27 protein-coding genes are annotated in these 19,976 nt (G+C 39.5%); 9 read left to right on the forward strand and 18 right to left on the reverse strand.

The window, feature by feature from the left end; all coding sequences use genetic code 11:
- Nucleotides 1-86: DUF1040 family protein (locus ACJHV0_RS03885; protein ID WP_483133439.1), on the reverse strand; the 86-nt coding region annotated here is incomplete at its 3' end.
- Nucleotides 87-173: 87 nt separating this feature from the next.
- Here ACJHV0_RS03885 and mobA point away from each other — a divergent pair.
- On the forward strand, nucleotides 174-1,256 hold the full coding sequence (gene mobA / locus ACJHV0_RS03890) for a molybdenum cofactor guanylyltransferase MobA (protein ID WP_483133428.1): 1,083 nt from the start codon (nucleotides 174-176) through the stop codon (nucleotides 1,254-1,256).
- Between the two features lie 44 nt (nucleotides 1,257-1,300).
- Here mobA and fbp read toward each other — a convergent pair whose 3' ends face one another.
- The gene (gene fbp, locus ACJHV0_RS03895) at nucleotides 1,301-2,305 is read right to left on the reverse strand and encodes a class 1 fructose-bisphosphatase (protein ID WP_025235246.1); all 1,005 of its coding nucleotides are present in this window, start codon (nucleotides 2,303-2,305) and stop codon (nucleotides 1,301-1,303) included.
- Nucleotides 2,306-2,443: 138 nt separating this feature from the next.
- Between fbp and ACJHV0_RS03900 the strand changes: the two genes are divergently transcribed.
- The 5 genes from ACJHV0_RS03900 (at nucleotide 2,444) to ACJHV0_RS03920 (ending at nucleotide 6,067) form a co-directional block, all read left to right on the forward strand.
- Complete coding sequence (locus tag ACJHV0_RS03900; protein ID WP_483133429.1) at nucleotides 2,444-3,217, forward strand: D-hexose-6-phosphate mutarotase; 774 nt, start codon at nucleotides 2,444-2,446, stop codon at nucleotides 3,215-3,217.
- Between the two features lie 126 nt (nucleotides 3,218-3,343).
- Nucleotides 3,344-4,294, forward strand: a complete 951-nt coding sequence (locus tag ACJHV0_RS03905) for a beta-ketoacyl-ACP synthase III (RefSeq protein WP_483133430.1) — start codon at nucleotides 3,344-3,346, stop codon at nucleotides 4,292-4,294.
- Nucleotides 4,295-4,303: 9 nt separating this feature from the next.
- On the forward strand, nucleotides 4,304-5,053 hold the full coding sequence (gene trmB, locus ACJHV0_RS03910; RefSeq protein ID WP_483133431.1) for a tRNA (guanosine(46)-N7)-methyltransferase TrmB: 750 nt from the start codon (nucleotides 4,304-4,306) through the stop codon (nucleotides 5,051-5,053).
- A gap of 32 nt (nucleotides 5,054-5,085) precedes the next feature.
- Nucleotides 5,086-5,427: a YggL family protein gene (locus ACJHV0_RS03915; protein WP_025235250.1), complete on the forward strand. Its 342-nt coding sequence runs from the start codon at nucleotides 5,086-5,088 to the stop codon at nucleotides 5,425-5,427.
- Between the two features lie 106 nt (nucleotides 5,428-5,533).
- The gene (locus tag ACJHV0_RS03920) at nucleotides 5,534-6,067 is read left to right on the forward strand and encodes a YggT family protein (RefSeq protein WP_483133432.1); all 534 of its coding nucleotides are present in this window, start codon (nucleotides 5,534-5,536) and stop codon (nucleotides 6,065-6,067) included.
- 55 nt (nucleotides 6,068-6,122) lie between these two features.
- Here ACJHV0_RS03920 and ACJHV0_RS03925 read toward each other — a convergent pair whose 3' ends face one another.
- From ACJHV0_RS03925 to ACJHV0_RS03945, 5 genes are all read right to left on the reverse strand, one after another.
- The gene (locus tag ACJHV0_RS03925; protein ID WP_334235680.1) at nucleotides 6,123-6,875 is read right to left on the reverse strand and encodes an amino acid ABC transporter ATP-binding protein; all 753 of its coding nucleotides are present in this window, start codon (nucleotides 6,873-6,875) and stop codon (nucleotides 6,123-6,125) included.
- A gap of 9 nt (nucleotides 6,876-6,884) precedes the next feature.
- A complete protein-coding gene (locus ACJHV0_RS03930; RefSeq protein WP_025235253.1) occupies nucleotides 6,885-7,601 on the reverse strand; it encodes an amino acid ABC transporter permease in 717 nt (238 codons plus the stop codon).
- A gap of 99 nt (nucleotides 7,602-7,700) precedes the next feature.
- Complete coding sequence (locus ACJHV0_RS03935; protein WP_283386434.1) at nucleotides 7,701-8,474, reverse strand: amino acid ABC transporter substrate-binding protein; 774 nt, start codon at nucleotides 8,472-8,474, stop codon at nucleotides 7,701-7,703.
- A gap of 228 nt (nucleotides 8,475-8,702) precedes the next feature.
- Nucleotides 8,703-8,828 (reverse strand): type B 50S ribosomal protein L36, encoded by a 126-nt coding sequence (gene ykgO, locus ACJHV0_RS03940; protein ID WP_025218041.1) that lies wholly within the window; start codon nucleotides 8,826-8,828, stop codon nucleotides 8,703-8,705.
- A gap of 12 nt (nucleotides 8,829-8,840) precedes the next feature.
- Nucleotides 8,841-9,113 carry a type B 50S ribosomal protein L31 gene (locus ACJHV0_RS03945; protein WP_025235255.1) on the reverse strand — a complete coding sequence of 91 codons (273 nt, stop codon included), beginning with the start codon at nucleotides 9,111-9,113 and terminating at the stop codon, nucleotides 8,841-8,843.
- A gap of 194 nt (nucleotides 9,114-9,307) precedes the next feature.
- On the opposite strand from ACJHV0_RS03945, the gene rpe reads away from it, so the two are divergent.
- Both rpe and acpP read left to right on the forward strand, forming a co-directional pair.
- The gene (rpe, locus tag ACJHV0_RS03950; protein ID WP_334232381.1) at nucleotides 9,308-9,985 is read left to right on the forward strand and encodes a ribulose-phosphate 3-epimerase; all 678 of its coding nucleotides are present in this window, start codon (nucleotides 9,308-9,310) and stop codon (nucleotides 9,983-9,985) included.
- A 196-nt stretch (nucleotides 9,986-10,181) separates the two neighbouring features.
- Complete coding sequence (gene acpP, locus ACJHV0_RS03955; RefSeq protein WP_006249478.1) at nucleotides 10,182-10,412, forward strand: acyl carrier protein; 231 nt, start codon at nucleotides 10,182-10,184, stop codon at nucleotides 10,410-10,412.
- 46 nt (nucleotides 10,413-10,458) lie between these two features.
- Here acpP and ACJHV0_RS03960 read toward each other — a convergent pair whose 3' ends face one another.
- The 7 genes from ACJHV0_RS03960 to truD form a co-directional block, all read right to left on the reverse strand.
- A complete protein-coding gene (locus ACJHV0_RS03960) occupies nucleotides 10,459-11,022 on the reverse strand; it encodes a DNA-3-methyladenine glycosylase I (RefSeq protein ID WP_483133433.1) in 564 nt (187 codons plus the stop codon).
- Nucleotides 11,023-11,103: 81 nt separating this feature from the next.
- Nucleotides 11,104-12,381 carry a peptidoglycan DD-metalloendopeptidase family protein gene (locus ACJHV0_RS03965; RefSeq protein ID WP_334234215.1) on the reverse strand — a complete coding sequence of 426 codons (1,278 nt, stop codon included), beginning with the start codon at nucleotides 12,379-12,381 and terminating at the stop codon, nucleotides 11,104-11,106.
- A gap of 18 nt (nucleotides 12,382-12,399) precedes the next feature.
- Complete coding sequence (locus ACJHV0_RS03970) at nucleotides 12,400-12,603, reverse strand: hypothetical protein (protein WP_283386430.1); 204 nt, start codon at nucleotides 12,601-12,603, stop codon at nucleotides 12,400-12,402.
- Between the two features lie 12 nt (nucleotides 12,604-12,615).
- Nucleotides 12,616-13,113, reverse strand: coding sequence for a LysM peptidoglycan-binding domain-containing protein (locus tag ACJHV0_RS03975; protein WP_025235260.1), 498 nt, complete (start codon nucleotides 13,111-13,113; stop codon nucleotides 12,616-12,618).
- A 19-nt stretch (nucleotides 13,114-13,132) separates the two neighbouring features.
- On the reverse strand, nucleotides 13,133-13,717 hold the full coding sequence (locus tag ACJHV0_RS03980; protein ID WP_283386429.1) for a YqaA family protein: 585 nt from the start codon (nucleotides 13,715-13,717) through the stop codon (nucleotides 13,133-13,135).
- Nucleotides 13,704-14,492, reverse strand: coding sequence for a 5'/3'-nucleotidase SurE (gene surE / locus ACJHV0_RS03985; RefSeq protein WP_025235262.1), 789 nt, complete (start codon nucleotides 14,490-14,492; stop codon nucleotides 13,704-13,706). The genes ACJHV0_RS03980 and surE overlap by 14 nt, the downstream gene beginning before the upstream one ends.
- Before the next feature lie 162 nt (nucleotides 14,493-14,654).
- On the reverse strand, nucleotides 14,655-15,674 hold the full coding sequence (truD, locus tag ACJHV0_RS03990) for a tRNA pseudouridine(13) synthase TruD (RefSeq protein ID WP_483133434.1): 1,020 nt from the start codon (nucleotides 15,672-15,674) through the stop codon (nucleotides 14,655-14,657).
- A 151-nt stretch (nucleotides 15,675-15,825) separates the two neighbouring features.
- Between truD and tpiA the strand changes: the two genes are divergently transcribed.
- Nucleotides 15,826-16,617 carry a triose-phosphate isomerase gene (tpiA, locus tag ACJHV0_RS03995; RefSeq protein WP_006251116.1) on the forward strand — a complete coding sequence of 264 codons (792 nt, stop codon included), beginning with the start codon at nucleotides 15,826-15,828 and terminating at the stop codon, nucleotides 16,615-16,617.
- A 74-nt stretch (nucleotides 16,618-16,691) separates the two neighbouring features.
- On the opposite strand, the gene ACJHV0_RS04000 is transcribed toward tpiA, so the two are convergent.
- From ACJHV0_RS04000 to manX, 4 genes are all read right to left on the reverse strand, one after another.
- Complete coding sequence (locus ACJHV0_RS04000; protein WP_483133435.1) at nucleotides 16,692-17,162, reverse strand: DUF986 family protein; 471 nt, start codon at nucleotides 17,160-17,162, stop codon at nucleotides 16,692-16,694.
- Nucleotides 17,163-17,260: 98 nt separating this feature from the next.
- Entirely contained in the window at nucleotides 17,261-18,097 is an 837-nt protein-coding gene (locus tag ACJHV0_RS04005) for a PTS mannose transporter subunit IID (protein ID WP_025235265.1), read from the reverse strand.
- A gap of 13 nt (nucleotides 18,098-18,110) precedes the next feature.
- Nucleotides 18,111-18,911, reverse strand: a complete 801-nt coding sequence (locus tag ACJHV0_RS04010) for a PTS mannose/fructose/sorbose transporter subunit IIC (protein ID WP_025235266.1) — start codon at nucleotides 18,909-18,911, stop codon at nucleotides 18,111-18,113.
- An 11-nt stretch (nucleotides 18,912-18,922) separates the two neighbouring features.
- Nucleotides 18,923-19,900: a PTS mannose transporter subunit IIAB gene (gene manX, locus ACJHV0_RS04015; RefSeq protein ID WP_283386425.1), complete on the reverse strand. Its 978-nt coding sequence runs from the start codon at nucleotides 19,898-19,900 to the stop codon at nucleotides 18,923-18,925.
- Nucleotides 19,901-19,976: the final 76 nt, after the last annotated feature.

Raw genomic sequence — 19,976 nt, forward strand, 5'->3', positions numbered from 1 at the left:
AAAATATCAATGAGGTGTAAGTCAGGATTTTTACGCCAATGTTCGCCAAGTAACTCTAATAATTCTTCCAAGCGTTTGCATTTCATTGTTTGCCCCTTAAAAAATCTTGTTGGAAATTAAGCGAAATAATATACTTTTGCTTTAGTTTTTGCAAAATTTTAAGGGATAAAGCTGTGAGTAAAATAATAGAAGAACGTATTTCAGCCGTGATTTTAGCCGGCGGTTTGGCTCGCCGAATGAATGGCGTGGAAAAAGGGTTGCAACTTTTTGATGGAAAACCGCTTATTTCACACATTTTAACCCGTCTTTCCCCACAAGTTAGCGACATTTGGCTTAATATTAATCGTTCTATTGAGCAATATCAGCAACTTTATCCTACAATTCCTTATTACCAAGATAGTTTACCTGATTTTCAAGGTCCACTAAGCGGAATGCTATCAGGCTTAGAGAAAATTGACAGCGACTATTTGCTCTTTGTGCCTTGTGATACGCCTTTTATTCCAACGAAGTTATTGCAAAAATTACACACCGCCTTACGCATTAACAACGCTCAAATTGCCTATGTTCACGATGGTGAGCGACCACACCCAACGTTTGCGTTGGTTCATCATTCGGTAAAAGAGGAATTGAGCCACTATTTAGCTTCAGGCGAACGCCGTTTGCTTTGGTTTTTCCAATCACAAAAAAGTGTGGCGGTGGATTTTTCTGAACAAAAATCCGCATTCACGAACGTGAATACATTGGAAGATTTAAACCGAGTAAGCCAATTTCCGGTGAAAACCCTTGCGATTACAGGCTACAGCGGCACGGGCAAAACCACCTTATTGGAAAAATTAATCCCAAAATTGACCGCTTGTGGCATTCGGGTTGGCTTGATTAAGCACTCCCACCATAATGTTGATGTGGATAAAAAAGGCAAAGACAGCCACCGCTTGCGTGAAGCAGGAGCAAATCCGACAATGATTGTGTGCGATGAACGTTGGGCGTTAATGACAGAAACCAAACAAGCGGTCGAATTTTCTCAATTAATTGCAAAATTCAATCCGCAAGAGATCGATCTTGTTTTCGTGGAAGGCTTTAAACACGAAACTTTGCCGAAAATTCAGCTCCACCGCAAAGAGATTGAAAAGCCATTGCCGGAGCTTGATAAGTGGACGATTGCTACCGCAACGGATTATTTTCTTGAGCGAGAGAATTTACTTGATATTAATGATGTGGAACAAATTACTGAATTTATAAGAGAGTGGATTAGATAAAACTAAGGCGAACGTGATGTTCGCCTTTTGTTTCAGAGGGCGTTCTATTTTGCAAATTCTTGCATAAATTCGCCCGCTTGTTTCACCATTGAGCTTGAGCCAACAAAGAATGGCACACGTTGGTGTAACTCAGTTGGTTTAATATCCAAAATCGGATTAAAGCCGTCAGTTGCCATTCCACCTGCTTGTTCCGCTAAGAAGGCGATTGGGTTGCATTCATAGAGTAAACGTAATTTGCCTTTCGGGTAAACGGTTGAAGTTGGATAAATGTAGATCCCACCTTTTAATAAATTGCGGTGGAAGTCAGATACTAACGAGCCGATATAACGTGATGAATATGGGCGTTTAGTGGCTTCGTCCGTTTCTTGGCAATATTTGATAAAGCGTTTTACCCCTTGAGGGAAGGTTACATATTGCCCTTCGTTGATAGAGTAATATTTTCCTTCTGTCGGCGTTTTGAGATCGGGATGAGAAAGAATAAATAAGCCGAGTGATGGATCGTAAGTAAAGCCATTCACGCCATTACCTGTGGTGTAAACCAACATTGTTGATGAGCCATAAGTAACATAACCGGCAGCAACTTGTTTACGCCCTTCTTGCAAGAAATCTTCTTTGGTTACAGGCGTACCAATTGGCGAAACACGGCGGTAGATCGAGAAGATCGTACCAACAGATACATTCACTTCAATGTTAGACGATCCATCAAGCGGATCCGTCATTAAAATATATTTTGCGTTGCGACCACGTTCCGTGTCAAATGCAACAAAGTCATCATCTTCTTCTGAAGCAAAACCTGCTACGTCCTCACGGGCTAATAAGGCTTTTTTCATTGTTTCATTTGCGAAAACATCAAGCTTCATTTGAGCTTCGCCTTGCACGTTTTCAGAGCCTGCTGTGCCTAAAATATCTTGGCTTAAGCCCGCACGGTTAATTTCACGATGAATAATTTTTGCAGCTAAACGAATTGATGACAAAATACCACTTAATTCACCTTTCGCTCCAGGGTATTCGGCTTGTTTTTCAATAATAAATTCGCCGAGCGTTTTCATAGTTTTCTCCTTATCTATGTTAGAATATTAACTATTATAGCGACTACCTAAAAGAGGTAGAAAATTAATGCTTAGTTTTGTGATCTCATTCACATTTTTGTTGCTTTTCAATCATTTCACTCATCAAAGGAATATATTATGAACTTGAGCAATGAATTAAAATTAACCAAATATAATGAATTAGACGTGCTGGAAGTAAATCATAGTAAAGTCAAAGCCAAAATTGCATTACAAGGAGCACAATTACTAAGTTGGCAGCCACATAATGCAAAGCAAGATGTATTGTGGTTAAGTGAGATTGAGCCTTTTAAAGCAGGCACAGCAATTCGGGGCGGTGTGCCGATTTGTTACCCTTGGTTTGGACCAGTAAAAGAACCTGCTCACGGTACGGCACGTATTCGAGAGTGGAATTTAGTTGAACATTCTTGTTCTAGTGAAAACGTTCGTTTAGTGTTCACTTTAGCACAGGAAGCCAGAATGGAGATGATTTTAGGCGAAACTTGCGAGCTACACTTTACCCATTTAGCCCAAGAGCCGGCACAGCTTGCATTACATACTTATTTTAATGTGGGCGATATTGAAAAAGTGGAAGTACAAGGTTTGCCAATCCGTTGTTTTGATAAATTAACCAATCAAGCCGTTGAAGTGCCGTCTCCTCGCCGGATAGATCAAAACATAGACTGTATTTATGCGGCGAACCCAACGAATATCATTCAAGATTTCGCTTACCAAAGAGCTATTGTGATTGAACATCGTAATGCAACAGAAACGGTTTTATGGAACCCTTGGCATAAGCCAACAGGCGGAATGAGCGAAAATGCTTATCAGAAAATGGTTTGTGTTGAAACTGCTCGTTTGAACACTTTACTCCAGCCACAGGAAGTCGTGAGTGTCAAAATTGCGGTTCAATAAATTTACAAGCGGTTGTTTTTAGTAAAAAATTTACCAAAAACAACCGCTTGTAAAGTCTATAAATTTCTTTATTTTCAAGCTATAATAACGGATTACTATTTTAATCGATTGAGAATAATCAAAAATATGAACAGCAAAATTTTAGCAACGGGAAGTTATTTACCAAGTCAGGTGCGTACCAATGCTGATTTAGAAAAAATGGTGGACACCTCTGATGAATGGATTGTTACTCGCTCGGGCATTCGTGAACGCCGTATTGCAAGAGCTGATGAAACCGTTGCTACAATGGGAGCAAAAGCGGCTCAACAAGCCTTAGAAATGGCAAAAATTGACGCTAATGAAATTGGTTTAATCGTAGTTGGTACAACTACCAATTCCCACGCTTATCCAAGTGCGGCTTGCCAAATTCAAGGCTTGCTCAATATTCAAGATGCTATTGCATTTGATGTGGCAGCTGCTTGCACGGGCTTTGTGTATGCGTTGAGTGTTGCCGAACAATTTGTGCGTAACGGGCAAGTGAAAAAAGCGTTAGTGATTGGTTCAGACATCAACTCCAGAATGTTAGATGAAACTGACCGCAGCACCGTTGTGTTATTTGGCGATGGAGCAGGTGCAGTTATTTTAGAAGCCAGTGAGGAGCAAGGGATTATTTCAACGCACTTACACGCTTCGCCGGATTTGGACAATAATCTTACCTTAAAAGGTCAAAAGCGTGGTGAAGAGCGTTCCGGCTTTATTGAAATGCAGGGCAACGCAACTTTCAAAATTGCAGTGAACCAACTTTCAAGCGTGGTAGAAGAAACGTTAGAAGCAAATAATTTACAAAAATCAGATCTTGATTGGCTCATTCCACATCAAGCAAATTTACGTATTATCACTGCAACGGCGAAAAAATTAGAGATGGAAATGGACCAAGTGGTAGTAACCCTTGATAAATATGCCAACACCAGTGCGGCGACGGTGCCGGTAGCACTAGACGAAGCAGTGCGTGATGGGCGTGTAAAACGTGGTCAATTATTACTTCTCGAGGCTTTCGGCGGCGGCTGGACTTGGGGTTCTGCATTAGTGAAGTTTTAAGGCGAGAAAATGTCAGACAAACAAACCTTTGCAGATAAAAAACGTAAAACGGTTGAGCAAGCTGAATTTACCGAAGATGGTCGTTATTTAAGAAAAGTGCGTAGTTTCGTATTGCGTACCGGTCGCTTAAGCGATTATCAACGTGATATGATGAACAACAACTGGGCGAATTTAGGGCTAGATTATCAACCAATCCCCTTTAATTTTGAACAGATTTTCGGCAACAATAACCCCGTTGTGCTAGAAATTGGTTTTGGAATGGGGAAATCGCTGGTTGAAATGGCGGAACAAAACCCAAATCGCAATTACATCGGCATAGAAGTTCACACACCGGGTGTTGGAGCTTGTATTGCTTATGCGTTAGAAAAAGGCGTGAAAAATCTGAGAGTGATTTGCCACGATGCAACGGAAATTCTGCGAGATAGTGTCGCAGATAGCTCATTAGGTGGTTTACAGCTCTATTTCCCAGACCCTTGGCAGAAAGCAAAACACCACAAACGTCGTATTGTTCAGCCTGAATTTATCACAAGAGTGATTGAAAAATTAAGCCCAAACGGCTTTATTCATTTTGCAACCGATTGGGAAAATTACTCAGAGCATATGCTTGAAGTGTTACGCCAATTTGAGGATAAATTGCAAAATACATCACCGACCAATGATTTTATTCCACGCCCGGATTTCCGACCTTTAACCAAATTTGAAGAAAGAGGTCATAAACTAGGGCACGGTGTGTGGGATCTATATTTTGTTAAAAAATAAGTAACAGTTTACTTAATAGAGGAGAGAAAAAAATGGCAGTTCAACGTAATGCACGTCAGCGTAAAAAAATGCACTTAGGTGAATACCAAGAGTTAGGTTTTTTAATCAAATTTAGTTTTGCTGAAAACACAGGTATCGACCAAATCGATGAAACAGTTGATCGTTTCATTGATGAAGTGATCAAACCAAACGGTTTAGCGTTAGAAGCAAACGGCTACTTAAATTGGGAAGGTTTAGTTTGCTTAGAAAAATTAGGCAAATGTGATGAATCTCACCGTCAATTAGTGAAAACTTGGTTAGAAAACAACGGTTTACAAAATGTACAAGTAAGCGAGTTGTTCGATATTTGGTGGGATTACCCAGCACAAGTTTAATTGATTTACACTGATACAAGCGGTCATATTTTTCTGAAAATTTGCAAATTTTTTCGTAAAAACGACCGCTTGTTTTTTTAATTTCAAGTATAAAAGAGAGAAATAAATGGAATTTTTAGCCCCTGTTATTTCGTTAGTTGTTGGCTTTTTCAATTTTGTGCTGGTACTCAGAACGTGGCTACAATTTTGTCGAGTTGATCCACGTTTGCCTATTTCGCAAACCTTGCTCAAAATCACAGAGCCTTTGGTTGCCCCTGTTGGTAAATTAATTCCAACGGTTAAAAATATCTGCTTTCCTGCACTTTTGATTGCTGCGGCATTAGTTACTTTGCAATTTATCCTCTTCGGACTGGATTTGCCTCGTGCCGTATTAATCGGTTTATTAAGTTTAGTAAAAACCTTCGGACAAATTCTCTTTTTCACCACCTTAATTCGTGCATTGATGAGTTGGGTTACACAGGGTAACCACCCACTTGATTATACTGTTGCTCAAATTACTGAACCGGTGTTAGGTTTTATCCGCAAACTACTTCCAAGAACAGGAATGTTAGATTTCTCGGTAATGGTATTAGGCTTTGGACTATTGCTATTAAACAGCTTGTTTTACCAAATTTTTGGTGGGCTGTGGGCTGCGGCTTAATTAAGCAATAGAAATAAAATCGGCTCCTTAGGTTAATTAAGGAGCCGATTTTTTATTATCCATCAGCCCGAATTTGATGTAGGAAACGTTTTGTTCGTTCGTGTTGTGGGTTTTTAAAGAGTTGTTGTGGTGAGCCTTGTTCTACAATTTCCCCACCGTCCATTACAACTACAATATCGGCGACATCAAGGGCGAACTTGATTTCGTGAGTAACCACTACCATCGTCCAGCCTTCGTTGGCGAGCTCTTTCATTGTATTTAATACATCTTGTACTAATTCAGGGTCAAGGGCTGAGGTCGGTTCATCAAATAGCATTAAATCTGGCTGAATTGCTAGAGCTCTTGCAATGCCAACTCGCTGTTGCTGTCCGCCCGACAGTTGGAATGGATAGAGATCGGCTTTATCTGATAATCCCACTTTTGCAAGTAAGCGTTTTGCATTTTCTTTAGCAATTTCGACCGCTTGTTGCTGCACAAATACAGGTCCTTCCATCACATTTTCCAATGCCGTTTTGTGTGGAAAGAGGTTATAGTTTTGGAACACCATACCCGATTTACGACGGAGTGCTAAAATATCTTTTTTACTTGTTTTTGTACCAAAATCAATTATTAATGGAGCATTATCAGTAAACTCTATCGTACCTTTTTCTGGCATTTCTAACGCATTCAAACAACGTAGAAAAGTCGTTTTACCTGAACCGGATGGTCCTAAAATAACAACGACTTGCCCTTTTTGAATGTCTAAATCAATTCCTCGTAGAATTGTATTTTGTCCAAAGGTTTTGTGAATATTACGGATTTTTATCATTCTTTCCTCCTACTTCGCCACAAATCGGTTAAAACGAACTTCAAGTCTTGCTTGAATTAAGAATAGTACCCAGCAGAAGCACCAGTAGATAATTGCTGCCTCAATATAAACCGGAAGGAAATCATAAGACATATTTGCCACCTGTTGTGCAACACGGAACATTTCAGTAACGGTTACGACAGAGGCTAGTGAGGTATCTTTGAACAATCCGATAAAGGTGTTGCTCAGTGGTGGTACTGCCACTCTAATGGCTTGTGGTGCAATGATACGGCGGAAAGTTTGCATATAAGTCATACCGATAGTATAGCCTGCTTCCCATTGTCCTTTGGGGACAGATAAAATTGAGGCACGAATAGTTTCAGAGCCATAAGCTCCAATATTTAGCGAGAAGCCAATAATCGCTGCCGGGATAGGATCAATGAAAATACCTACCGCAGGTAATCCATAGAATACGATACAGATCTGCACCAGCATCGGTGTGCCACGAATAATTGATATGTAACCTTTTACAAATAGCAGCAACAAGCGGTGTAGAATGCTAGTGGATGGACTAATTCTTACTAACGCAACACTTACAGCAATCAACATACCAATAACAAAGGAGGCAATTGCCAATGGAATAGAGACTAAAAAGGCGGCTTTTACCATAGGCAAGAAGCCACTTAATACCAAATCCACTCGGGCTTGGGTCATAAAGGGAATAGAAAGTAACAGATCGTTTAACATCTAAAAACCTAAAATCTCCCTTACTTTTGAAATAGTAGGGAGATTAAACTTAAAAAAACAAAAGGGGCGAAGTCGCCCCTCAGCCAAATCCAATACGGATTATTGTACACTAATATCTTTACCGAAGAACTGTTCACCTAATTTTTTTAATGTACCATCTTCGCGTAATTGAACGATTGCTTGACTGATTTTTGCTAATGCTTCATCGTTACCTTTGTTTGCCACTAAACCTGCTCCCACTTTTTCTTCTTTTTCCCACACGATTTTCAAGCCTGAATTCGGATTCTTTTTCAAGTAATCTAATAGTGATAAGTGGCTATTGAAGGTTGCATCAGCTCGTTTTTGCTGAATTAATAGTAAGCCTTGTGCCATACCGTCGATTGGCACGATATCCGCACCGCTTTCACGTGCTAATTCGCCATAGTTAGAGCTTAATGTTTGTGCCGTTTTTACACCTTTTACATCAGCCGGGCTTTTGATTTTGGTTTCATCTTCACGCACTAATAATGCTGCACCGTCCCAGCTGTACGCTTCAGATTTATCAAATGTTGCACGGCGTTCCGGTGATGTTAAACCAACTTGGTTTGCCACTAAGTCAAAACGCTCACTTTTTAAACCAGCTAACATCGCGTCCCATTGTGTTTCTTTAAATTCAACTTTCACGCCGAGCTTTTCTGCTACCGCACGGGTTACTTCTACATCATAGCCTGTTAATTTACCGCTCTCATCGTGATAGGTATAAGGTGCGTAGGTTCCCTCTGTACCAACAGTAATTGTGCCTTTGTTATTGATACGCTCAAGTAAGCTCTCTTTCGCAAATGCAGAAACAGAAAGAGTAAGTGCTAATGCGGCAACTGATAATTTTTTCAACATAATAAGTTCCTTTTAATTGGTAAAATTTAGTATTTGCAAATTTAAAGGGAAAAATGACCGCTTGCAAATAACTAAATGGAATAAGCCATAATGAAATGGTTTTATAGTATGAATTGTTTTATTGATAATGGAACTATGAGGGAAAATAGCAAATTAAGTGGATTATTGGGAACATTTAGTTATAAAAAATTAGCACCTTAATTGGAGTGAATTAAGGTGCTATTCTTTTTAACGCTGACGAGCTTTAAATCTTGGATTGGTTTTGCAAATTACGTACAGTTTACCTTTACGTCTTACAATTTGACAGTCAGGGTGGCGTGTTTTTGCCGATTTTAATGAATTTAAAATTTTCATTTTATGTCCTTCTTATTTTTTATTTGAAAGTGTTGCAGCAAAGCCTTTAAATCTATCTTTAAATTGACTTGCACGACCTTCATTATTCACTTCACGACGTTTACCTGTGTAAACCGGGTGCGATGCCGATGAAGTATCTAAGGTATAAAGTGGGTACTCTTTACCATCTTCCCATACCATTGTTTTATTCGTCGATGCACAAGAACGGATAACCCAGCCTTGTTGTACAGAGGCATCATAAAACAGTACTTCACGATAATTTTCAGGATGGATCCCTTTTTTCATATTTTCTCCAAAATTTGACAATAGGCTATTAACCATAATTATATTATGGAATATATGTTATACGAAATTTAATTTTTATTCCATAACTTTTTTATGGAATTTAAAGAAAAAGCTAATTTTTAGATCTAGATCTGATTTTCATTTTTAAAATTATGTTAATCTAACAACCATTTATTCATAAATTGTGAGGAAATATGAGCAAAAATCCTTATTTGATTGCCCCTTCGATTTTATCGGCAGATTTAGCTAGATTGGGTGATGATGTGAAAGATGTGCTAAAGGCTGGGGCGGATTTAATTCATTTTGATGTAATGGATAATCACTATGTGCCTAATTTAACCTTTGGACCGGCAATTTGCCAAGCATTACGAGATTATGGCATTCAATGTCCGATTGACGTGCATTTAATGGTGAAACCTGTTGAGCGTTTAATTCCTGATTTTGCTAAGGCAGGAGCCGATTACATTACTTTCCACCCAGAGGCAACAGAACATATTGATCGTAATTTACAACTTATTCGTGATTTAGGTTGTAAATCCGGCTTGGTATTCAATCCTGCAACGCCTTTGCACTATTTAGATTATGTGATGGATAAAGTTGATGTGATTTTATTGATGTCGGTAAATCCGGGCTTTGGTGGGCAATCTTTTATTCCATCTACCTTAGACAAGCTGCGTGAAGTTCGAAAACGCATTGATGACAGTGGTTACAACATTCGTTTGGAAGTGGACGGTGGCGTAAAAATCAATAATATTGCCGAAATTGCCGCCGCCGGTGCAGATATGTTTGTAGCGGGTTCTGCGATTTTTGACCAGCCTGATTATAAAGCTGTCATCGAGCAAATGAGAACTGAATTAGCGAAAGTTCGTTAATCAGATCTGGAAATTTGAACTATCTCTATAGATTAAAGACAAACATAATGATAGAATGGTAGAACAGATACAGTTTTATTCTTGTGTATTGGAATAGTCTGGTTTGACCTTTCTATAAAAAGGTTGTATCTAAAATTATTTCGATTACACTAATTAACTCTCGCACTTATGCGATATTCACTATAGGAAAAACAAAATGAGCATTGAAGAACGCGTAAAAAAAATCATTGTTGATCAACTTGGCGCGAAAGCAGAAGACGTTAAACCGGAAGCTTCTTTCATTGAAGATTTAGGTGCTGACTCTTTAGATACCGTTGAATTAGTAATGGCTTTAGAAGAAGAATTCGATATCGAAATTCCAGATGAAGAAGCTGAAAAAATTACTACAGTTCAATCAGCAATTGATTACGTTCAAAACAATCAATAATTAGGATTGAGATTAGGCGACCACTGGTCGCCTAATTTTTTTATCGCTATTTCGTTTTACAGATGCAATTATTCAAGTGGTCATCAACCAGTCCCATTGATTGCATAAAAGCGTAACAAGTCGTTTCACCCACAAAAACAAATCCTCTCTTTTTTAACGCCTTAGACATAGCCTTTGAAGTATCTGTTTTAGCCGGAACAGTTTGAAGCGAGGGTACATCATTAATTTGTGGTTGATGGTTCACAAATCCCCAAATAAATTCACTAAAATCTTCGTCTTTTTCCTGCATTGCAAGATAAGCTTTTGCATTTTTTATAATGGCTTCTAATTTTGCTCTGTGGCGGATTAAACCGGCATTTTGCATTAGTTGTTCGAGATCTTTTTCTGTCATTTGAGCAATTTTTACAGGATCAAACTGATGAAATGCTTGACGATAAGCTTCTCGCTTTTTCAGTACAGTAATCCACGAAAGCCCCGCTTGTTGTCCTTCAAGACAAATTTTCTCAAATAGCTTGATGCTATTGAATTCAGGTTTTCCCCACTCTTCATCGTGATATTTCACGTAAAGTTCGCTCTCACCGCACCAATCGCAGCGTGTAGTTTTGCTCATTTGTAAAATTCCTATAAAAAATAACCGCTTGTTCCTAATATAAGATGAAACAAGCGGTCAAATTACGCTAAAAGTTTACCATTATTTTCTTGGTAAATAACGAGCAGGATCGACAGATTTCCCTTTGTAACGAATTTCAAAGTGAAGCTTGTTGGTGTTTGTACCGGTACTACCTAAAGTACCAATCTTCTGACCGGCTTTAACTGTATCTTGCTCATCAACATCAATGGTATTGTTATGTGCATAAGCACTTAAGAAGTCATCGGTATGTTTGATGATAATTAAGTTACCATAACCTTGTAGGGCATTACCTGCATATACAACTTTACCTGCTGCCGCTGCACGCACGTCTTGCCCTTTCGAGCCCGCGATATCTAAACCTTTATTGCCACCTTCTGCTGATGAGAAGCCTGAAATGACACGTCCATTGGTTGGCCATTGCCATTTAATTGATGAAGCAGGAGCTACCGTTGTATTTGAGGCAGACGATGGATTTTCAGAGGCGGTTGTCGCTCGAATAGTCGAAGTTGTACGATTTTCTACTTGGTTTGCATTACCTACAGAAGCTGTTACAGCTGATACTGTTCCTGCTGTTGCTCGAATGCCATTATTAGAAACGGGTACTTCTGTATTACCTGTTCCCGCTTTCACCGGACCTGTAATGTTACCATCAGAAGCGTAAGTCGTACCATTTGCACCTTGTTGATAAGTAATTTGTGGCTCAACCGGTACGGTTACTTTTTCCTCAACGGTAATAGTTTCTGTAGCTGATTTACCGGTCTTAATTTGTTGCCCTACATTTAATTGATAAGGCTCACTCATATTGTTAAGAGCGGCGATTTCTTTTACATCTTTGCCCACAATATAAGCAATTAAAAACATCGTATCGCCTTTGCGAACCGTGTAAGTTGAACCATCATAGAAGCCTTTTTGAATTTGGTTATACATCGGAGCATTGTTAGCATCACGCGGAATCTCAAAATTCTGATCGACTTTTTTCTCTACTGTTTTTGTTTTCTTCACAATTTTAGTCGTAGTCGTCGGCTGTGGCGGTTGTTCTGTAATCACAGGATTAGTGATAACAGGCTGCGGCACAGTTGCAACCGGCTGAGGTGTAGAAACAGGCTGTGGAATAGTTTGCACCGGTGTGTTCATTGAGCTTGGCATTGGAGCTGACTGAATATCAGACTGCCAACCACCGCTTGAATTTATTGCTCCCATATTACTATTTACAGGCTGCATTACACCCGGACTAAGCTCATTATTGCCCGAAGCATTAACCACCGGTGCAGGATTGTTCGAGGAACAAGCAGCTAAAATAGCGGAAACTAAAGGTAAAAGTATAAATTGTTTTTTCATTAAATGATTATCCTAAAATTATTTCATTGTATCAGGCATAGACGTCGATTTAATATCGGACGGTAAGCTGTAACTCCCTTGACTTGCTCCAGAACCGGCAACAGGCTCTAATGTGCCTGAAGGTAAGAGGTTCGGATCATCAACGTTGTCCTGTTTAGTGCTTGTTCCACAAGCGGTCAAAAATGCACAAGAAATTGCAAATGTTAAAAATGATTTTTTCACTCAATCCGCCTATTAACGCACACGCAGTACTTGACCAACTTTTAGGGCAGAATTTGCACTTAAGCCGTTTAAGTTAGCAATATGGCTCGCACTTGTGCCTGTTAAGTAGCCAATTAAATAAAGGGTATCACTTTTACCCACTGTGTAAGAGCTATCGGTATAGCAACCTTTGGTAATTTGTGCGTAAATTGGGGCATTATTGCCATCTCGCACAACTTGGCAGTTGCCTACGTTTTCCATTTGAGCTCCATAGCTACCGCTTGAAACAGGCATTGGTGCAGGTGCGGCAGTAATAGGTTGTGGGGCTGAATATACAGGCTGTGCCGGCGGTACAGCAATTGGTTGATTCATAGAATCCGGCATTGGTGCAGTTTGAATGCTATCCGCAGATTGCCAAGTTGCGTTGGCATCTGTGGTTTCCACGCTTGATGTACTAGACTCGCTTGAGTTACTTGAACAGCCTGCTAAAGCGAATGAGACAAGTGATAAAACAAAAAGTGATTTTTTCATTTTCTATTACCCTTAAAATTTAGTTCAATAATTTGTAAAGAAGATAAGCAACTACCGCAAGCACGATAGTTCCCCAACCAATTAATTCAATAGAGTGGCGAATTCTGACTTCATATTTTTTGCCTCCCCACGCAGACAGTTTTGCGACTAAAATAAAGCGGGCAAAACGAGAAATTGCAGCGGTTATTACAAATGGGAAAAATGCCATTTGTAGCACACCGGCACATATAGTAAATACTTTAAACGGAATTGGTGAGAATCCTGCTAAGAAGACAACTGCCACTCCCCAAGTTTCAAACCACGCTTTTGCTCTATCAAAGTTTGCTTGCATTCCCCAGTTGGCAATAATGCCTTGTACCCAATCGGTCGCATACAAACCGATAAAATAGCCGATAATACCACCCAGCACGGAGGCAACAGTGGTATAAAAAGCATATTTAAACGCATTTTCCGGTTTTGCCATCGACATCGGAATAAGCATTACATCAGGCGGAATTGGGAAGAAAATCGCCTCAATAAAACTGACTAAACTAAGCCAAAATGCCGCTAAACGGTGTTTTGACCATTCCATAGTTTTGTCATAAATTTTTTCAAACAGTTTCATTAAAAATGCCTTTTAAAGTTGCAATAGTTTTATGTGCAGTCATATCCACTTGGATTGGAGTAATAGATACACAATCTCGATTTAACGCATAAAAATCGGTGCCGTAACTTTCATCTATTGGATCGCCTGTTACGCCAATCCAATACACATCGGCATTGCGAGGATCTTTCTGTTTTACGATCTCAGCAGCGGTTGAGCGTTCTCCTAATCGGGTGATCATCGTGCCTTTTAGTTCTGTATAAGGTAAATTTGGCACATTCACGTTTAAAACGTGGTTTGGCGGAAACATTTGATTTTCCATTTTTACCAACAAATCTAACACAACTTGTGCTGCGGTATTAAAATGGTTTTCGCCATCTAAAAATGAGGAATGCTTACGCCCAACCAGCGAAACTGCAATACTTGGTAATGGTAAATGGCGACCTTCTAACGCGGCAGCTACCGTGCCTGAGTAAACCACATCATCGCCTAAATTTGCACCGTGATTAATCCCCGAAACCACTAAATCAAATTTTTCCGCAAATTTACCGTCAAACAAGCCATTTAAGGCTAAATGGACACAATCTGCCGGTGTACCGGCGATTACCGCATAATTGTATTCATCAAAACGATGCACACGTAATGGATCGACCAAAGTTAAACAACTTGATGCTGCACTGCGGTTACGATCCGGAGCAATAATGGTTACAATATGCCCTGCATCTCGCAGTGCTTTGGCTAAGGTTTGAATGCCGACAGCGTGAAAACCATCGTCATTACTGATTAAAATTCTCATAATTTCCTTTAGATCTTACTGCTAAACAGATACTAAGTATAAAAGCATTCAATTCTAACAATTTTTCGACAATTTTTTTAGTCTAAAAGTGTAAAAAGCGGTAAGATTTTAAGAAAGTTTTGCAAATTGCAAAAAATCTTATAAATCTAACCGCTTGTAGATTTAAACTTCATTCTCTTCCGATAAACGTATTAATTCTCGCACCAATCCTGTTGCATAGCTACCTGAATCTAAAAAGAATTTTAATCTTAATCCATCTGTCTCAAATTGCCATTCAAGATCTTTAGGTTTGCAGATCATTGCTCGGCGGGCAGTGCTCATTCGCTCTTTTTTCATTAACTCCACTAGATAGGAGTGTTGTTCAATAATTGCTTTTTCGGGTTGGTTGCTTTCCAGCTCAAGCGATTTTTCACCAATGAGAGGGGCGGTGAGTAACACATCAAAGTGAGCTAAGCGATCTTGGGTTCCGGCAATTTCATCTTGTTTTACGCAGAAAAAACTATTTGCGCCGGCAAGCTGAACGTAATCATTTTCTAGCACTTGATTCATCAAGCCATCTGCAATACGTTGGGAAACCACTAAATTAAATACTTCAGAGCGGGCAGCAGAAAGGTAGAAACTGCGTTTTTTGCGATCTTTTACCGTAATTTCACCCTTAGCCCAACGTAACGCTTGGGTTAAATTATGACCGTCCCGGCCGAAACGTTGTTCGGTAAAATAATTGGGGAATCCGACCGCTTGTATTTGCTGTAAGCGATGAGTTAGGTTATCGCTTTCTTTGACATCACGCAGCAATAACTCAAAATAATTGCCGGCAAGTGAGCCAACACGGATTTTGCGGTTGTGGCGAGTAACCTCTAAAATTTCCACACCTTCACATTCAAAAGTAGAGAAATCAGGTGTTTCTTTGCCTGCCAAATGCAAGCAGAACCATTGCTCAGTAACGGCGTGGCGGTCTTTTAAGCCTGCGTAGCTCATCTCTCGCTCAGAAATTCCGGCAAATTTTGCTAATTTTTCGCCAACAAAGAGGGTGTTTGCATTGGTTTTACGGATTTTAACTGCCACAAACTCTCCCTCGCCAGTCAGTTCGTACCCCAATTCTTCACGCACGATAAAGTCGGCAAATTCAGCTTTTAAACGCCCTTGGGTTTGAGGGGCAGAGTATAAATAGTTTAGTTGCATTGTTTTTTGCTCATTAGAAATAGATTTACTAATTATACGTTAAACCTTTCGATCTAGATCAGAAAAAGCGAATAAAAACCACAAAACGCTTTCAAAATTTGATATAGTTCACAACGATTTATATTTAAATTCAATTTATAGGAGAAACAAAATGGCACGTCGTCCACTTGTAATGGGTAACTGGAAATTAAACGGTGATAAAGCGTTTACCAAAACCTTAATTGCAGATTTAAAAGCAGAATTACACGGCGTTGAAGGCTGTGATGTAGCAATTGCTCCACCGGTAATGTATTTGGCTCACGCTGAAGCATCACTTGCAGGTTGTGGCTGTGGTTGTAGCGATAAAGGCTTAATTGCATTAGGTTCACAAAATGTTGATGTGAATGTGAAAGGTGCATTCACAGGCGATATTTCCCCTGAAATGTTAAAAGAGTTTGGTGCAAAATACATCATTATCGGACATTCAGAGCGTCGTACTTACCACAAAGAGAGCGATGAATTTATCGCACAAAAATTCAAAGTGTTAAAAGACGCAGGTTTAGTGCCGGTGTTATGTATCGGTGAATCTGAAGCAGAAAACGAAGCAGGCAAAACCGAAGAAGTGTGTGCACGTCAAATTGATGCAGTAATCAACGCACACGGTGTTGAAGCATTCAACGGTGCAGTTATTGCTTACGAACCAATTTGGGCGATCGGCACAGGCAAATCAGCGACTCCGGCACAAGCTCAAGCGGTGCATAAATTCATTCGTGATCACATTGCGGCAAAATCACAAGCAGTTGCTGATCAAGTAATTATTCAATACGGCGGTTCAGTAAACGATGCAAATGCAGCAGAGCTATTCACTCAGCCGGATATTGACGGTGCATTAGTCGGCGGTGCTTCATTGAAAGCTCCGGCATTTGCGGTAATCGTGAAAGCAGCGGCAGCAGCGAAAGCATAATTGCATTTTTAATGTTACAAGCGGTTGTTTTTCTCATATTTTTTGCAAAATGTTTGAGAAAAACAACCGCTTTGCTATTTTTTATATCCACCAAAAAAGTTTACCACAGATTGAAGATCATTTTCGTTTTCGGGGCAGGCAAGTAACCTTCTTCCTCCGTGTAAATCAATGACGAGGACTTTTTCACGAGAATTTATTTCAGCTATATTTATTTGGTAAATTCTAGTGTAATGAAAGTAAACATTGGCAAAGAAAAATCCATTTTGTTTGAGTAAAAGACGTGGTGCACGAAAAAATGCTAAATAGACGGCTAAAATAACACAAGTGCTAAGTAGATAGAGGGTAAATACTGAAATTTGATTTTGAATGCCATAGCTAATAGATAGTATGATTAAGCCGATTAATAACCAACTATCAATAGCTTTTTGTTTTTTGAGTACGACAGTGAGTTTTGTTTCGCCTTTAAGTTTATTCATTAGGATTTGATCGTAAATGGCAAAACTAAAGCTAAGTAAAATAAAGAAAAAAAGAATCGCATTTGTCATAATGTCTGAATAGTGGGAAAAATGTAGATAGAAATTATAAAAAAACCGCTTGAAGATCAAGCGGTCATTTTTGAGGGAAATTTTACATATCGGTATATTTAAGCTAATGCACCTGTTGCAGCACCTAAAATACCAATGACAAAGAATCCTAGGATAATCCAAATTGCATTAACACGGTTGCGAAGTAGCCACATACAAGCAAAGGTTAAAAGCAACGGTAGTAAACCCGGCATTAAGCTGTCTAAGATGCTTTGAACGGTGGTAATTTCGGTTGTACCATCTTGTTTCTGAATTGTAGAAAGCACAAGCGGAACATTGATGCTGGTCCATTTTTGGACTAAAGCCCCCATAATAAACAGACCTAAAATTGATGCACCTTCGGTTAATTTTTGTAGTAAACCTCCGCTCATATCTTGTACAACATCTAATCCTTTTTTATAGCCATAAACTACACCATAATAGCGGCTTGCTAAGCGGACAATATTAAATAAAACAAAGAATAAAATTGGACCTAAAAGTTCGCCTTTTAACGCTAAACCTGCCCCTAATGCAGCAAAGACGGGGCGAACGGTTCCCCAGAAGATAGGATCACCTACACCTGCTAAAGGACCCATCAGACCAACTTTAATCCCGTTAATTGCGGCATTATCGATCTCTTTACCATTAGCTCGCTCTTCTTCCATCGCAATAGTTACACCTAAAATAGGGGCACCAACAAATGGCTGAGTGTTAAAGAATTCAGAGTGGCGTTTAATCGCTTCTTTACGAGCAGGATCATTTGGATCAGGATATAAACGTTTGATGACAGGAACCATTGCATAAGCAAAGCCTAAAGCCTGCATACGTTCGAAGTTCCACGAACCTTGGAATAAGTTTGAACGACGTACAACGGCATTCAAATCGCTTTTCGTTACTTTTTTGATTTCGGTTGTCATATTGAATGCCCTCTTAGTCTAAACGGTTGTCCAAATCATTTTTCGGTGTAGTAGTTACTACTACTTGTTGGCTTTTATTGTATTTTGGGTGCATATGGATATACAGCATTGCAATTACAGTACCTAGTACACCAAGTGCTACAAGGTTAAAATCAGTAAAACCTGCAATCACAAAACCGGCAAAGAAGAACGGCATTAAATGACCGGCACGCATCATATTAATCACCATCGCATAACCGACTACGGCAATAAAGCCACCTGCAATTTTGAGCCCTGTTGTTACAACTTCAGGAATAGCGTTTAACATCGTTTGTACTGCATCTGTACCTGCTGTTAGAGCAACAATTAGTGCTGGAATAGCAATACGCATTGCTTGTAGGAGTAATGCACCACGATGTAGCCAATCTAGGCGGTTTAAGTTACCATCTTCTATTGATTTATCCGCTGCGTGTTGGAAACCAACAGTGATAGCTCGTACAATATAAGTTAATACTTGACCTGCTGCTGCAAGTGGGATTGCAATAGCAATACCTGTTGAAATATCTTGTTTACCAACAATGACAAGAATGGTTGAAACAATAGAGGCAAGAGCTGCATCAGGAGCAACTGCTGCACCAATGTTCATCCAGCCTAATGCTAATAGTTCTAATGAACCACCTACAATAACACCAGTTGTAACATCGCCTAACACTAATCCTATCATCGTACAAGCGATTAGCGGGCGGTGAGTTTGCCATTCATCAAGAATTGAACCCATACCGGAGATACAGGCAACGAGGAATAAAAGCACAATTTGTAATGCTGAGAGTTCCATATTGATTTCCTTTAGATTAAATTATGTTTTTTTAATAAATCCATCATATATTGACGGCTATCACTTGAGACTTTACGTACTTCCAACTCAACACCTTTAGTGTCAATAGCTTTGAAAGCCTCAATATCCTTCTGATCAACGGCAACAGCGTGGCTGACCATTTTTTTCCCTTCTTTATGAGAAATGCCTCCAACATTAATGGACGTAAGCGGAACACCACCTTCGATAAGTTCCAGCACATCGCTAGGATTAGTGAAGAGAAGCATCACTCTGTCATCTGCATATTCAGGATTGTTATAGACACGGATCATTTTAGGTACATCAACAACGTGTGCTGTAACACCAAGAGGAGCTACACTTTTTAACATCGTTGTACGAACGCTATCTTTTGCAACACCCTCATTTACGACAATAATACGATTTACCTTGCTTTCTTTTGTCCAAACAGTTGCTACTTGTCCGTGAATTAGACGATCATCAATACGGGCAAGAGCAATAGTCATTCGGCGACCATCATCGACAATTTCAGATTGTTGGGTAACAGATGTTTCTTGTTCTTGAGTTGGAGTAGTTGCTTGAGCAACCTCAGGTTGATGGTTTAATGAACGAATTCCTGTTGAGCCAGCTTCTAATGCTACTTCAACAAGCTCTTCTAGTGATTCAACATCATCACGAGCCATACAGGTATTGACTAACATTGGGATATTAACACCGGCAACAACATCCATTCCTGTTTTACCATCTTGGAAGCGATTAGCCGCGTTGAAGGGGCTTCCTCCCCACATATCCACAAGAAATAGAACTTGATCACAATGTGATAATGGTCCATCAATTAATGTTTGGTATTTACCCATAATCGTTTCTGCATTTTCACCGGGAACAAAGTCAATGTATGCCACATCTTCTTGCTCACCAATTAACATCTCCGTCGTTTTGAGGAGTTGTTCCGCAGCAACACCATGGGTTGCTATAATAATAGCAATGCTCATTTGTTACTCCTTAGAGGTATTTAGGTTATTACTGGAGTGTGATTTTAATATGATAATTATTTCACGCAATGTATTA

This window comes from Mannheimia sp. (genome assembly GCF_056854775.1).

Bases quoted from the DNA above. Each gene is read 5' to 3' on its own strand.
- trmB (WP_483133431.1), top strand. From the start codon at position 4,304: ATGTCAGACAAACAAACCTTTGCAGATAAAAAACGTAAAACGGTTGAG.
- ACJHV0_RS03900 (WP_483133429.1), top strand. From the start codon at position 2,444: ATGAACTTGAGCAATGAATTAAAATTAACCAAATATAATGAATTAGAC.
- ACJHV0_RS03965 (WP_334234215.1), bottom strand. From the start codon at position 12,381: ATGAAAAAACAATTTATACTTTTACCTTTAGTTTCCGCTATTTTAGCT.
- ACJHV0_RS03980 (WP_283386429.1), bottom strand. From the start codon at position 13,717: ATGAAACTGTTTGAAAAAATTTATGACAAAACTATGGAATGGTCAAAA.
- truD (WP_483133434.1), bottom strand. From the start codon at position 15,674: ATGCAACTAAACTATTTATACTCTGCCCCTCAAACCCAAGGGCGTTTA.
- ACJHV0_RS03975 (WP_025235260.1), bottom strand. From the start codon at position 13,113: ATGAAAAAATCACTTTTTGTTTTATCACTTGTCTCATTCGCTTTAGCA.
- rpe (WP_334232381.1), top strand. From the start codon at position 9,308: ATGAGCAAAAATCCTTATTTGATTGCCCCTTCGATTTTATCGGCAGAT.
- fbp (WP_025235246.1), bottom strand. From the start codon at position 2,305: ATGAAAACGCTCGGCGAATTTATTATTGAAAAACAAGCCGAATACCCT.
- ACJHV0_RS04000 (WP_483133435.1), bottom strand. From the start codon at position 17,162: ATGACAAATGCGATTCTTTTTTTCTTTATTTTACTTAGCTTTAGTTTT.
- ACJHV0_RS04005 (WP_025235265.1), bottom strand. From the start codon at position 18,097: ATGACAACCGAAATCAAAAAAGTAACGAAAAGCGATTTGAATGCCGTT.
- manX (WP_283386425.1), bottom strand. From the start codon at position 19,900: ATGAGCATTGCTATTATTATAGCAACCCATGGTGTTGCTGCGGAACAA.
- ACJHV0_RS03920 (WP_483133432.1), top strand. From the start codon at position 5,534: ATGGAATTTTTAGCCCCTGTTATTTCGTTAGTTGTTGGCTTTTTCAAT.
- ACJHV0_RS03935 (WP_283386434.1), bottom strand. From the start codon at position 8,474: ATGTTGAAAAAATTATCAGTTGCCGCATTAGCACTTACTCTTTCTGTT.
- ACJHV0_RS03925 (WP_334235680.1), bottom strand. From the start codon at position 6,875: ATGATAAAAATCCGTAATATTCACAAAACCTTTGGACAAAATACAATT.
- ACJHV0_RS04010 (WP_025235266.1), bottom strand. From the start codon at position 18,911: ATGGAACTCTCAGCATTACAAATTGTGCTTTTATTCCTCGTTGCCTGT.
- ACJHV0_RS03905 (WP_483133430.1), top strand. From the start codon at position 3,344: ATGAACAGCAAAATTTTAGCAACGGGAAGTTATTTACCAAGTCAGGTG.
- ykgO (WP_025218041.1), bottom strand. From the start codon at position 8,828: ATGAAAATTTTAAATTCATTAAAATCGGCAAAAACACGCCACCCTGAC.
- ACJHV0_RS03960 (WP_483133433.1), bottom strand. From the start codon at position 11,022: ATGAGCAAAACTACACGCTGCGATTGGTGCGGTGAGAGCGAACTTTAC.
- ACJHV0_RS03915 (WP_025235250.1), top strand. From the start codon at position 5,086: ATGGCAGTTCAACGTAATGCACGTCAGCGTAAAAAAATGCACTTAGGT.
- ACJHV0_RS03930 (WP_025235253.1), bottom strand. From the start codon at position 7,601: ATGTTAAACGATCTGTTACTTTCTATTCCCTTTATGACCCAAGCCCGA.
- ACJHV0_RS03945 (WP_025235255.1), bottom strand. From the start codon at position 9,113: ATGAAAAAAGGGATCCATCCTGAAAATTATCGTGAAGTACTGTTTTAT.
- acpP (WP_006249478.1), top strand. From the start codon at position 10,182: ATGAGCATTGAAGAACGCGTAAAAAAAATCATTGTTGATCAACTTGGC.
- tpiA (WP_006251116.1), top strand. From the start codon at position 15,826: ATGGCACGTCGTCCACTTGTAATGGGTAACTGGAAATTAAACGGTGAT.
- surE (WP_025235262.1), bottom strand. From the start codon at position 14,492: ATGAGAATTTTAATCAGTAATGACGATGGTTTTCACGCTGTCGGCATT.